11 protein-coding genes are annotated in these 12,532 nt (G+C 71.7%); 7 read left to right on the forward strand and 4 right to left on the reverse strand.

Annotated features, from left to right (window positions below; translation table 11 throughout):
• Positions 1 to 445 precede the first annotated feature (445 nt).
• The 4 genes from ABD841_RS18560 to ABD841_RS18575 all read left to right on the forward strand — a co-directional run bounded on the left by ABD841_RS18560 (position 446) and on the right by ABD841_RS18575 (position 3,673).
• On the forward strand, positions 446 to 1,192 hold the full coding sequence (locus tag ABD841_RS18560; protein WP_344973067.1) for an IclR family transcriptional regulator: 747 nt from the start codon (positions 446 to 448) through the stop codon (positions 1,190 to 1,192).
• Between the two features lie 192 nt (positions 1,193 to 1,384).
• Positions 1,385 to 2,563, forward strand: a complete 1,179-nt coding sequence (locus tag ABD841_RS18565) for a 4-hydroxybenzoate 3-monooxygenase (RefSeq protein WP_344973069.1) — start codon at positions 1,385 to 1,387, stop codon at positions 2,561 to 2,563.
• Positions 2,556 to 3,233, forward strand: a complete 678-nt coding sequence (pcaH, locus tag ABD841_RS18570; RefSeq protein WP_344973071.1) for a protocatechuate 3,4-dioxygenase subunit beta — start codon at positions 2,556 to 2,558, stop codon at positions 3,231 to 3,233. Before ABD841_RS18565 ends, pcaH begins: the two co-directional genes overlap by 8 nt.
• Positions 3,233 to 3,673 carry a peptidase associated/transthyretin-like domain-containing protein gene (locus ABD841_RS18575; protein WP_425582002.1) on the forward strand — a complete coding sequence of 147 codons (441 nt, stop codon included), beginning with the start codon at positions 3,233 to 3,235 and terminating at the stop codon, positions 3,671 to 3,673. Before pcaH ends, ABD841_RS18575 begins: the two co-directional genes overlap by 1 nt.
• 88 nt (positions 3,674 to 3,761) lie before the next feature.
• On the opposite strand, the gene ABD841_RS18580 is transcribed toward ABD841_RS18575, so the two are convergent.
• From ABD841_RS18580 to ABD841_RS18590, 3 genes are all read right to left on the reverse strand, one after another.
• On the reverse strand, positions 3,762 to 4,949 hold the full coding sequence (locus ABD841_RS18580; protein ID WP_344973074.1) for a sensor histidine kinase: 1,188 nt from the start codon (positions 4,947 to 4,949) through the stop codon (positions 3,762 to 3,764).
• A gap of 83 nt (positions 4,950 to 5,032) precedes the next feature.
• A complete protein-coding gene (locus ABD841_RS18585; protein ID WP_344973076.1) occupies positions 5,033 to 6,013 on the reverse strand; it encodes an aldo/keto reductase in 981 nt (326 codons plus the stop codon).
• Positions 6,010 to 6,372: a MerR family transcriptional regulator gene (locus ABD841_RS18590; RefSeq protein ID WP_344973078.1), complete on the reverse strand. Its 363-nt coding sequence runs from the start codon at positions 6,370 to 6,372 to the stop codon at positions 6,010 to 6,012. The genes ABD841_RS18585 and ABD841_RS18590 overlap by 4 nt, the downstream gene beginning before the upstream one ends.
• Positions 6,373 to 6,610: 238 nt before the next feature.
• On the opposite strand from ABD841_RS18590, the gene ABD841_RS18595 reads away from it, so the two are divergent.
• Together ABD841_RS18595 and ABD841_RS18600 are read left to right on the forward strand one after the other, a co-directional pair.
• Positions 6,611 to 7,309 (forward strand): DUF998 domain-containing protein, encoded by a 699-nt coding sequence (locus ABD841_RS18595; RefSeq protein ID WP_344973080.1) that lies wholly within the window; start codon positions 6,611 to 6,613, stop codon positions 7,307 to 7,309.
• Between the two features lie 111 nt (positions 7,310 to 7,420).
• Positions 7,421 to 8,857, forward strand: a complete 1,437-nt coding sequence (locus ABD841_RS18600; RefSeq protein WP_344973082.1) for a WGR domain-containing protein — start codon at positions 7,421 to 7,423, stop codon at positions 8,855 to 8,857.
• A 73-nt stretch (positions 8,858 to 8,930) separates the two neighbouring features.
• Here the strand turns inward: ABD841_RS18600 and ABD841_RS18605 are convergent, their stop codons facing one another.
• Positions 8,931 to 11,276, reverse strand: a complete 2,346-nt coding sequence (locus ABD841_RS18605) for a Tex family protein (RefSeq protein WP_344973084.1) — start codon at positions 11,274 to 11,276, stop codon at positions 8,931 to 8,933.
• Positions 11,277 to 11,504: 228 nt separating this feature from the next.
• Between ABD841_RS18605 and ABD841_RS18610 the strand changes: the two genes are divergently transcribed.
• Positions 11,505 to 12,413: a hypothetical protein gene (locus ABD841_RS18610; protein ID WP_344973085.1), complete on the forward strand. Its 909-nt coding sequence runs from the start codon at positions 11,505 to 11,507 to the stop codon at positions 12,411 to 12,413.
• The last annotated feature ends 119 nt before the right edge of the window (positions 12,414 to 12,532 follow it).

The raw sequence follows: 12,532 nt of genomic DNA on the forward strand, positions 1-12,532 counted from the left end.
GACCACGATCATGTCCAGCAGGATCTCGTTGTGGTTGAGGCTCAGACCGCGTTCCATGAGGTTCTCCCTGGGAAGCGGATCCGCGTGAGATGCGGAACCGGTTGGTTCGGACATGGCCATGCTGATTTCTCAATCTTGTGAAGCAATTGAGGCTATTTGTGACAGTCAATGGCGGCCCTTGCCGGTGCCGAGGGCGGCGTTGACGTCGTCAAGGACGGTCACGCAAAAATCGGTTCGACAGTTTCCCGTATATCGATCCGCCGATAACCGTCAAACAGTTCACAAGTGGCTCACAGGCGGCTCGCAAAACCGCTGGCCATCCTTGACCGAGGCCTTCGTACCCGGCATCGCCCGGTTGCGGGCGTGCGAGAGACACCATCCTGCGGATCCGAAGTCTCCGCCCTACTTGAGATCCGGACCTCGGACAAGCTCTAGGCTGGGACGGGTGAGGGCGCCCACGGTCACCGGGAAGGTCATGGCCATCCTGGGTGCCTTCCTGCCGGGAGACGTGCGACTGACGCTGACCGAGATCTGCCGCCGCGCCGAGCTGCCCCCCGCCACCGGCCACCGGCTCGTCGGAGAGCTGGTCGAGGGCGGGTTCCTGGAGCGGCTCCCCGGGGGGTCGTACCGGGTCGGGATGCGTCTGTGGCAGATCGGTGCCCAGGCGGCCGAGCCGCGGGAACTGCGTGAGCTCGCCCTGCCGTACATGGAGGACCTCTACGCCGCCACCCGGGAGAACGTGCAGCTCGCGGTCCTCCGCGGCGACCGGGCGCTGTATGTGGAGCGGTTGCGCGGGCCCACGTCCGTGCCGATCGTCTCGCGCGTGGCGGGGGAGCTGCCGCTGCACGCCACCGGGGTGGGCAAGGTTCTGCTGGCCTTCGCCGACCACGAGACCGTGGAGCGGGTGCTCGCCAAGGAGCTGCCCTCGTACACGCCGAACACGGTGGTCGATCCGGCGCGGCTCCGCGCCGAGCTGGCGGAGGTCCGCCGGACCGGCGTCGCCTGCACGCAGGAGGAGATGTCGGTGGGCACCTGCTCGGTCGCGGTGCCGGTACGGGGACGTGACGGCCGGGTGGCGGCGGCGCTGTCGCTGGTGGCCTGGCGGCACAACGCCGACCTGCGGCGGCTGGCGCCCGCCGTGCTCACCGCGGCCAGCGCCCTCTCCCGCGACCTCGCCGCGAGTCTGCGCTGATCTCCTGCGGCCCCACCGCGAGCCCTCACCGGTCGTCCCGCCCTCCGCGTCCTCCCGCCGGCTGTCCCGCGGTCTCGCCGGTTCCTTCTCCGGCCCTTCCGCGACCCTGCGCCGACCAACGCCGGAGCTGGACTTTTCCGCTGAACGGAAGATAGTGGCGCGGACGGGACGGCGGTGCGGAATGCTCGGTGCATGCGAACTCAGGTCGGGATCATCGGCGCCGGACCCGCCGGGCTACTCCTGTCTCACCTCCTTCACCTGCGCGGCATCGATTCAGTGGTCGTGGAGTCGCGCAGCAGGGAGTACGTCGAGCGGCGTGTGCGTGCCGGTGTGCTGGAACAGGGCACCGTGGACGTGCTCAACGAGGCGGGCGTCGGCGACCGCATGCGCAAGGAAGGGCTGCCGCACCACGGCATCGAGCTCCGGTACGGCGGGGCCGCGCACCGCATCCCCTTCGAGAAGCTCGTCCCGGGGCGGGCCATCACCGTCTACGGGCAGCAGGAGGTCGTCAAGGACCTCATCGCCCGGAGGCTGGCCGACGGAGGGAAGATCCTCTTCGACGTCCCGGACGTCGCGCTGCACTCGCCGGAGAAGGATCCCTACCTGACCTTCCAGGGCGAGCGCCTCGACTGCGACGTCATCGCCGGGTGCGACGGTTTCCACGGCGTCTCCCGGGCGTCGATCCCGGAGGGCGTGCTGAAGATCTTCCAGCGCGACTACCCGTTCGCCTGGCTGGGCATCCTCGCCCGGGTCCCCCCGTCGGCCGAGGAATTGATCTACGCCCACAACGACCGGGGCTTCGCGCTGCACAGCATGCGCTCCCCGGAGATCAGCCGCTTCTACCTCCAGGTCCCCCCGGACACCTCGCTCGACGACTGGCCGGACGAGCGGATCTGGGCCGAGCTCCGGGCCCGCCTGGAAACCGTCCCGGGGTTCACGCTGACCGAAGGGCCGATCGTCGGCAGGGACCTGTCGGCGATGCGGTCCTTCGTCGCCGAGCCCATGCGCCACGGCAACCTCTACCTCGCCGGGGACGCCGCCCACATCGTGCCGCCCACCGGCGCCAAGGGGCTCAACCTGGCCGTCGCCGACGTCCGGCTGCTCACCGCGGCCCTGGCGGAGTACTACGAGACGGGCTCCACCGCGCTGCTGGACGCCTACTCCGACAGCTGCCTCAAGCGGGTCTGGCGCGCCCAGCACTTCTCGTGGTGGATGACCACGCTGCTGCACACGTTCGACGCCGACGACGCCTACGGGCGGCGCCTGCAGATCTCCCACCTCGATTACGTCACCTCCTCGGAGGCCGCCGCGACCACGCTGGCGGAGAACTACGTCGGCCTGCCCTTCGACTTCGGAGCACCCCGTGACTGAAGATCCGCACCCGCACCACCTCACCCCGGCCTACACCAGCACGATCCTGCGCGCGCCCGCGCAGCCGCCGGTACGGCCCGCCCTCGACCCGGAGGCGGCCGAGCTGCTCGACCCGGTCTACGGACACCAGCCGGTCGGGCCGCTGGACCACGACCTGACCAGGCAGCACGCCGCTGAGCCGATCGGCGAGCGGATCATCGTCACCGGCCGGATCGTCGACAGCCGGGGGCGGGCCGTGCCCAACACCCTGGTGGAGATCTGGCAGGCCAACGCCACCGGCCGGTACGCCCACCCGCTCGACCAGCACCCGGCCCCGCTCGACCCCAACTTCACCGGCTTCGGCCGATGCCTGACCGACGCCGAGGGCCGCTACCGGTTCGTCACGATCAAGCCGGGCGCCTACCCCTGGCGCAACCACCCCAACGCCTGGCGGCCGGCGCACATCCACTTCTCGGTGTTCGGCACCGCCTTCACCCAGCGGCTGGTCACCCAGATGTACTTCCCGGGAGATCCGCTGTTCGCCTACGACCCGATCTTCCAGTCGATTCCGGACCCCAAGCACCGCGAGCGGCTCGTCGCCGCCTTCGACCTGGACGTCACCGAGCCGGAGTGGGCGCTCGGCTACCGGTGGGACGTCGTGCTGGGCGCCACCCCCTTCGAGGAGGAATGATGCTGACCCCGTCGCAGACCGTGGGCCCGTTCTTCGGGCACGCCCTGCCGTTCGCCGAGGGGCCCTTCGCGGTGCCCGAGGACCACCCGGACGCGATCGAGCTGCACGGCCGGGTGCTGGACGGCGCGGGCGAGCCGGTGCCCGACGCGCTGCTGGAGATCTGCCAGCCGGGACTGTTCGGTCGCTGCCCGACCGAGGCCGACGGCTCCTACCGCTTCCGCACGGCCAGGCCGGAGACCTACATCCCCCTGCTGGTCTTCGCCCGCGGCCTGCTCAAGCCGGTCTGGACCCGGGTCTACCTCACCGAGGACGCCCCGCTGCCCGCCGAGGTGGACCCGGCCCGCCGGGGCACGCTGGTCGCCTCGCCCACCGGGGAGCGGTCCTACCGTTTCGACGTCCGGCTCCAGGGTGACGGCGAGACGGTGTTCTTCGCCTTCTGACCGGTCGCCCTCTCCGGCCCGCCGCTCCTCCCACCGGCCGCGGCGCGCTCTCCCCGAGGGGTGACCATGCCGCCTCTCCGAGGGGCGGTCATACCGCGGCCTCCCCGGACCCCCGTCTCACCGCCGTCCCCCCGAAGAACCGCGTTCCCAGCGGGAGCGTCGCCCGTACGGCGTAGCCGCCGCCGGGCAGCGGGCCGGTGGCGAGCCGGCCGTGGAAGAGCGCCACCCGCTCGCGCATGCCGACCAGGCCGTGCCCGGCGCCCTCGGCGCGGGTACGGCCGTCGCGGGAGCCCTCGTCGACGACCTCGAGGAAGAGCGAGTGCGGCCGGTGGGAGACGGTCACCGCGGCGCGTGTGGGCCCGGCGTGCCGGAGCGTGTTGGCCAGCGCCTCCTGAATGATCCGGTACGCCGACAGTTCCAGCCCGGGCGGGATCGGGCCGGGCTCGCCCTCGACCGTCAGTTCCACGTCGAGTCCGGCGTCGCGGACCTGCTCCACCAGGTCCTCCAGGCGGGCCAGGCTGGGTTGCGGGGCCAGCCCGTCCTCGTCGGAGTCGGCGCGGAGCAGACCGACCACGCGGCGGAGCTCCTCGACCGCCTCCCGCCCGGCCTCCTCCACCACGACCAGGGTCTCCCGCTCGGTGAGCTGGTCGGGACGGAGCATCAGCCGGGCCGCGCCGGTCTGCATGACCATGACGCTGACGCTGTGGGCGACCATGTCGTGGAGTTCGCGGGCGATCCGGGTCCGCTCCTCGGTCACCGCCTCGCGGGCGAGCAACTCACCGTGCTTGCGGGCCTGGACCGCGATCTGCCGGTTCCGGTGCACCGAGAAACCGGCGCCCGCGGAGATGGAGACCATCCCCATGACAACCGCCACGTCCCCGAGTCCGGCGGGCGGCGCGGTGGTGAACATCATCGACCCGATGAACAGCGCCGTCGCCGCGAGCCCGGCCACGGTCCTGGGATCTCGCGGCGGAAGCTCGCTGACCAGGGTGAACAGCAGGACGAGCTGGGTGTAGAACTGCCAGGCGAATGAGACCCCGCCGACGTACGCGAAGCTCGCCGCACTCACCAGCGAGTAGACGACCAGGACGGTGAAAGGGGCGCGGCGCCGGAGCAGCACCAGGCCCGCGGTGGCGGTGGCGGCCACCAGCCACCACAGCGGCTGCCCCCGATCGGGGACCATCGTGCGCCCACCGAGTTCCTCGGCGAACGCGAATGCGGCCATGACGGCCGCGATCAGCCAATCGACGGGGGCCGGAGGTGGGCGCATGTTCATGGCGCGACGGTGTGGCGGCAGATCATGACGCGAGGGTAGAGGAGGCCGGGGGTCGTGAAATCCCCCGCTAGGGGGATCGTGACTCACTTCTCGACAGGTGACATGTCAAGGTACCGGTCGCCCTGGGCCGCCCCGGCGGGCACGGCCGCGTCGAGCGCGGCGAGCTGCTCGGAGGTCAGCGTGATGTCGGCCGCCGCGGCGTTCTCCTCCAGGTAGCGCAGCCGCTTGGTGCCCGGGATGGGGATGACGTCCTCGCCCCGGGACAGCAGCCAGGCCAGCGAGAGCTGGGCCGGGGTGCAGCCCACCTCGTCGGCGATCTTCCGGACCTTCGCGACGAGCGCCTCGTTGGCCGCCCCGCTCTCCCCGGTGAAACGGGGGAGGCGCTTGCGGAAGTCGTCGTCGGGCAACTGCTCGGCCGGGGGCAGCGTGCCGCCGAGCAGCCCGCGGCTGATCGGTGAGTACGCCACCAGCGCGATGCCCAGCTCCCGGGCGGCCGGCAGGATCTCCTCCTCCAGGCCGCGGGTGAACAGGGAGTACTCGCTCTGCAGGGCGGAGATCGGGTGCGTGGCGTGCGCCCTGCGCAGCGTCTCCGCGCTCACCTCCGACAGGCCGATCCGGCCGACCTTCCCCGCGGCGACCAGTTCGGCCATCGCGCCGACGGTCTCCTCGATGGGCACCGTCGTGTCACGGCGGTGCAGGTAGTACAGGTCGATGTGGTCCACGCCGAGCCTGCGCAGGGAGGCGTCGGCCGCCCTGCGCACGTACTCGGGGCTGCCGTCGATCCTGCGGACGGCCGGGTCCTCGGTCCTGACGATGCCGAACTTGGTGGCCAGCACCACCTCGTCCCGGCGGCCGGAGATCGCCCGGCCGACCAGTTCCTCGTTGTGACCGCTGCCATACATGTCGGCGGTGTCGAGGAAGTCCACCCCGAGGTCGAGCGCGCGGTGGATCACCGCGATCGACTCGGCCTCGTCGGCCCGGCCGTAGAACTCCGACATCCCCATGCAGCCGAGCCCGATGGCCGATACCTCCGGGCCTCCCCGGCCGAGACGGCGCTTGTTCATACGTGCTCCTGTGTCTTGTATAGGTCGATCTTGTAGTCGAGGACCTCCAGGTCCCCGGTCAGCTGCGCGATCTGCGCCCTCACCCGCTCGCGATGGGTCTCGAGCATCCGCCGCCGCTCGGCGACGGTCTCCGGGCCCTGCCTGCGCAGCTCGGCGTACCGGCACATGTCGGCGATCGGCATGCCGGTCGCGCGCAGCTTGGTGAGGAAGTCGAGCCAGTCCAGGTCCGGCGCCGTGTAGCTGCGGTGCCCGCCGGCGTCCCGCCCGACCTCGTGGATGAGCCCGATGCGTTCGTAGTAGCGCAGCGTGTGCGCGCTCAGCCCCGATTTCCGGGAGGCCTCCTGGATGGTCATCCCCATGCACACCACCTTGCTCCTTAGAGCGTGCTCGAAGTCAAGCCGGGTCCGTCCCCGGGGCCCGTCCCTGATGGGGCCAGCCCTACTCCCGGCGGTCGCCGCGCAGCTCACGGGCATGGCGCGGGCCGCATCCCCGGAGGGTGGGCACCACTTTGCCCCGAGGTCCCTCCGGGGTCGATCAGGGGGTGGCCGGGGGCCGTCTCCGATGTCCCGAAACCTTGATCGTCGCCATCGTTGAGCCATGGGACGTCAGGCGCTCACGGGAACCAGGATGATCTTCGGTGGCTACGCGGCGATCGGCGCCGGGGCCGCCGCCATGCTCGGGCTGCACGTGGCCACCGGCCTCGACCCGGTGCACACCGTGATCAGCGAGTACGCCTTCGAGACGGACGGCTGGCTGCTGCCCCTCTCGCTCACCCTCTTCGCCACCGCCGCGACGGTCATCGCCGCCCTGCTGGCCCGGCGTCGCGAGGACCGCGGGGCCGCCCTGCTGGTCGGGCTCTGGGGCGTGTGCATGCTGCTGATCGGAGCCTTCCCGACCGACGCGCCCGGCGTGCCGCTGTCGATGTCCGGGGGCATCCACCGGTACGCCGCGTTCGTGGCCTTCCTGGCGATGCCGATCGCCGGACTGCTGGTGGCCAGGAGGCACGCGAGCAACCCGTACGCCCGGCCGGTGCGGTTGCTCAGCCTGGCCGCGCTGGGGGTGCTGGTCCTGGTGGTGCTGCCGTACGTGGTGCGGATGCTCGGGGTCGAGCTGGGCAACGACGACATCCCGGCGGGGGTGACGCAGCGGCTGGTGGTGGGCTTCGAGGTCGCGGTGCTGGCCATGACGGGCCTGGTGGTCGGGGCCAGGGGCGAGGCCGTCCCGCCGGCCGCCCCGGACCGGCGGTACGACCACATCCGCGACGACGTGCTCCCGGCCCTGCGGGAGGCGGGCTGAGCGAGGCCCGGCTCCACCGGATGCTCGTCGAGAATCCGTGTCGCTACTTTTCGTGATTTGTCACCTGTATGCCATACGCTCCCGGAAACTCGATCAACGGAGAGGTGGGGCATGACCGCGCGGAGCACGTACCTGGAGCTGTCCGAGGACGGCGGGAGCTCGCACAAGTTCTACGAGGTCGTGCTCGACGGGACCGAGGTGACGATCAGGTACGGCCGGATCGGCGAATCCGGTCAGACCAAGGTCTCGGCCTTCGCCAGCGAGGCCAAGGCCGAGGCCGCCGCGGCGAAGAAGATCAGCGAGAAGGTCCGCAAGGGGTACGCCCCCGCGGTCCAGGGCGTGCGCCAGCGCCGCGCCGTCACCCGGCGCAGCGTGCAGAGCAGCCGTTCCACCGCCCGCCAGGCGCCGGTGCTCTGGCGCTTCGCCAGCGGCGCGGCGGCGTTCGGCATCTTCGTCGACGCCGAGCGCTGCTGGGTCGGCAACCAGAACGGGGACGTCTACACCGTCACCCACGGCGGCACCGTCACCGGCCGCTTCCGGCTGCCCGACGGCGTCAAGTGCATCGTCGCCGACGACTTCTGGATCTACGCGGGCGCCGACGACGGCAAGGTCTACGACCTCAGCGGCAAGGTCCCCCGGGTGGCGTACGAGATCGCCGAGGACGTCGACATCTACTGGCTCGACATCCACGACGGCGTGCTGGGCGTCTCCGACCGGGCCGGCCGGATCACCACCATCGACCACGAGGACGAGTTCCAGTGGGCGCGCAAGGGCCGGGGCGACTCGGCGTGGATGGTCCGCTGCGACGGCGACGCGGTCTACCACGGCCACTCCACCGGGGTGGCCCGCTACGACGCGGCCGACGGCACCCCGGTCTGGGAGAAGGCCGTCGACGGCGCGGTGCTGTTCGGCTGGCAGGAGGCCGACTCGGTCTACGCCGGGACCTCGCGCAGCACCGTGCACCGCCTGCGCAAGTCGGACGGCCTGACCGAGGCCGTCTACCGCTGCGACGCCACCGTCTTCTCCTGCGCCACCGCCCCCGGCGGCCGCTACGTCTTCGCCGGTGACAACCACTCCTCGGTCTACTGCTTCGACCAGAGCGGCGAGCGCCTGTGGAAGCTGGCCACCGGCTGCGGCTCGGCCTTCTCCATGCAGTACCTCGACGACCGCCTCTACATCGTGACCACCGACGGCACCCTGGCCTGCATCGACGCCACCGAGGCGGCGATCAGGGCGGCCCAGGAGGGCACCGTCCCCCAGCCGGTCGACGTCAAGGCGTCCGCCGGCCTCGCCACGGTGGAGGCGACCGCCGCGCTGGAGACCGTGGCGCTCGACGAGGCCCCCGGCTCCGGCGTGGTCGTGGAGTGCTTCCCGGATGGAGGGCGGCTGCGGGTGCGGGTGGTCAGCGAGGGCTACGACCCGCTGCGGAACGTGCAGTTCCCCAAGAACGTGCGCGAGGCCGGGGCCCGCTACCTCGTGGAGGGCGTCCGCTTCTCCGAGAGCGGCGGCTTCTACCGCGCGTACGGCGACATCAAGCGCCTGCGCTGATCCACCGGGTCACGGTTCGGCGGGACGGCCGCCCCGGCGTCACACGCCGGGGACGGCCGTACGGCGCCGGGGTCTACCGCTTGCCGCCGGAGCCGTCGAGGCCGGCCCGGCGCAGAGCCTCGGCCATGGCGCCGCCGGGAGCGGCGCGGTCCTGACGGCGGTTGTCGCCCCGGCCCTGCCGGTCGCCCCGGCCTCGCTGGCCGTTGCCGCCGTCGCGCCGCCCGCCGCCACCCTGCTGGTCACGCGGGGCGCGCTGGCCCGAGGGCCTGGCGTCGTCGTCCAGGCGGAGGGTGAGCGAGATGCGCTTGCGCGGGATGTCGACGTCCAGCACCTTCACCCGGACGATGTCACCGGGCTTGACCACCTCGCGCGGATCCCTGACGAAGGTGTGCGAGAGCGCCGAGACGTGGACCAGGCCGTCCTGGTGCACGCCGACGTCGACGAACGCGCCGAAGGCGGCGACGTTGGTGACCACGCCCTCCAGCAGCATGCCGGGCTTCAGGTCGGAGATCTTCTCCACGCCCTCCTTGAAGGTGGCGGTCTTGAACGCCGGGCGGGGGTCGCGGCCGGGCTTCTCCAGCTCGGACAGGATGTCGGTGACGGTCGGCAGGCCGAAGGTGTCGTCGACGAAGTCCTGCGGGCGGAGGCCGCGCAGCACCGTGCCGTTGCCGATGAGGGCGGAGAGGTCGCCGCCGGTGCGCTCCAGGATCCGCCGTACCACGGGGTAGGCCTCCGGGTGCACGCTGGAGGCGTCGAGCGGGTCGTCGCCGCCGCGGATGCGCAGGAAGCCCGCGCACTGCTCGAAGGCCTTCGGGCCGAGCCTGGGCACGTCCTTCAGCGCCTTGCGGGAGCGGAACGGGCCGTTGGCGTCGCGGTGCTGGACGATGTTCTCGGCGAGCCCCGCGCCGATGCCCGACACCCGGGTGAGCAACGGGGCGGAGGCGGTGTTGACGTCGACGCCGACCGCGTTCACGCAGTCTTCCACCACCGCGTCGAGCGAGCGGGAGAGCTTGGCCTCGGCCAGGTCGTGCTGGTACTGGCCGACGCCGATCGACTTGGGATCGATCTTGACCAGCTCGGCCAGCGGGTCCTGGAGCCGGCGGGCGATCGAGACGGCGCCGCGCAGCGACACGTCCATGCCCGGCAGCTCCTGCGCGGCGTAGGCGGAGGCGGAGTAGACCGAGGCCCCGGCCTCCGACACCATGACCTTGGTCAGCCCGGGGACCAGCTTCACCAGTTCGGCGGCGAGCTTGTCGGTCTCCCGCGACGCGGTGCCGTTGCCGACCGAGACGAGCTCCACGTTGTGCTTTCTGGCCAGCGCGGCGAGGGTCGCCAGCGACTGGTCCCACTGGCGGCGCGGCTCGTGGGGGTAGATCGTGTCGGTGGCCAGCACCTTGCCGGTCGCGTCGACCACCGCGACCTTCACGCCGGTACGCAGGCCCGGGTCGAGACCCATGGTCGCGCGACTGCCGGCGGGCGCGGCGAGCAGCAGGTCGCGCAGGTTGGCGGCGAACACGCGCACGGCCTCGTCCTCGGCGGCCTGCCACATGCGCATGCGCAGGTCGATGCCGAGGTGGACGAGGATGCGGGTGCGCCAGGCCCAGCGGACCGTGTCGGCCAGCCACGCGTCGGCGGGCCGTCCCTGGTCGGAGATGCCGAAGCGGTGGGCGATGCGCCCCTCGTACGTGCCGGTGGGCTCCGGCTCGGGCTCCAGGGTGAGGGCGAGGACCTCCTCCTTCTCACCGCGGAACATCGCCAGGATCCGGTGCGAGGGCAGCTTGGTGAACGGCTCGGCGAAGTCGAAGTAGTCGGAGAACTTGGCGCCCTCCTCCTCCTTGCCCTCGCGGACCTTGGCGACCAGACGGCCCCGCGACCACATCCGCTCGCGCAGCTCGCCGACCAGGTCGGCGTCCTCGCCGAACCGCTCGACCAGGATCGCGCGGGCCCCGTCCAGCGCGGCGGCGGCGTCGGGCACCCCCTCGCCGACGAACGCCGCGGCGGCCGCCTGCGGGTCGATCGACGGGTCGCCGAGCAGGCCGTCGGCGAGGGGTTCGAGGCCGGCCTCCCGGGCGATCTGCGCCTTGGTCCGCCGCTTGGGCTTGTAGGGCAGGTAGATGTCCTCCAGGCGGGCCTTGGAGTCGGCCGCGAGGATCTGGGCCTCCAGGGCGTCGTCGAGTTTGCCCTGGCCGCGGATCGACTCCAGGATCGCGGTGCGCCGCTCCTCCAGCTCCCGCAGGTAGCGCAGCCGCTCCTCGAGCGTGCGCAGCTGCGTGTCGTCCAGCATGCCGGTGGCTTCCTTGCGGTAGCGGGCGATGAACGGCACGGTCGCCCCGCCGTCGAGCAGTTCCACCGCCGCCTGTACCTGCCGCTCGCGCACACCCAGCTCGTCGGCGATCCGCTGATGAATAGACGTGGTCACGATCTCTCTTCCTCTGTGATGGCGGTCCCAAGCTACCGCGTCACCCCCTCGCCGGACCGGAGAGCCGGGAGTACGGACACCCGGTTACCGGGACGACAAAGAGCGCGTAATCCCGATGCAACCGGTGCGCAAGCGACCGGGGGTTACCTGTCGGCGTCGCGAACGGGCGCCGAGCAGGCGCCGGGCGAACAGGCCTCAGGCGGACGGGCTTCGAGAAAGGGAACGGCGATGGGACGGAAGTTCAAGCTCGGTGTGGTCGTGGCGGGGGTGGGCGTCGTCATCGAACTCGCCGGGGTCCTGGGCATGGCGACGATCTGGCCGTTTCCCTGGTGGGGGACCCCGATGCTGGTGGCGGGGGGGATCACCATGGCCGCGGGGATCGTCATGGCGACGGCGATCACCCAGGCCGACATGGTCCGCGGCATGATGTCGGGTCTCGACGCCGGGCAGCCGGGCGGCGGCTTCGGTGGCAGAACGGGCGGCGGCTCCGGCGGTAAGGCGGGCGGCGGTCTGTTCGCCATGGTCAACGACATGGTGCGGGGCAACGACGACCTCCTCGACGGCGGCGTCCCCGCGACCGCCGTGGTGGTCTCCATGCGCGACACCGGCATGACCGTCAACGACATGCCGATGGTCGCCTTCGAGCTGGAGGTCCGCGGCGAGGGCACGGCTCCCTACCGCGTCCCGCACCGCGAAACCCTGCCCCGGCTCCTCGTCGGGGCCGTGCTGCCCGGCACGTTGCTCGCCGTCATGGTCGACCCGGTGAACCCGAACCGGCTCACCGTCGACTGGGGCGCCTTCCCCGACCAGGCCGGACCGCGGGCCACCGAGTACCTGTCCGCCGCGGACCTGATCGCGAGGGGGCTGCCGGGCACCGCCACGGTCGAGGGCACCTTCTCCACCGACGGCATGACCGCGGAGAACGGCGACCCGATCATCGGGTTCGCGCTGCGGGTGACCCCGGGCACCGGGGGTGCGCCGTACCAGGTCAGGATCGGCCACCGGGTGCCCCCGGCGCACCTGCACCGCGCGGTGCCCGGTACCCGCCTGCCCGTCAGGATCGCCCCCGAGGACCCCGAGAAGGTCGCCGTCGACTGGGACGCCGCCGCTGCCGCCGACCTGCGCGGCTCCGTCTGATCGCGGCAGCCCGCGGGGTCCGTCGGCGGGGGTGTCCCCACAGGTGCCCCACAAGTACGTTTCCAGTGATCCACAAGCCCGTTGGTGTTCTGTGGTCCCATGAGTTTCATCGAGTCTCG

Origin of the sequence: Streptosporangium fragile (assembly GCF_039534445.1) — a bacterium.
GTDB classification, from domain to species: domain Bacteria; phylum Actinomycetota; class Actinomycetes; order Streptosporangiales; family Streptosporangiaceae; genus Streptosporangium; species Streptosporangium fragile.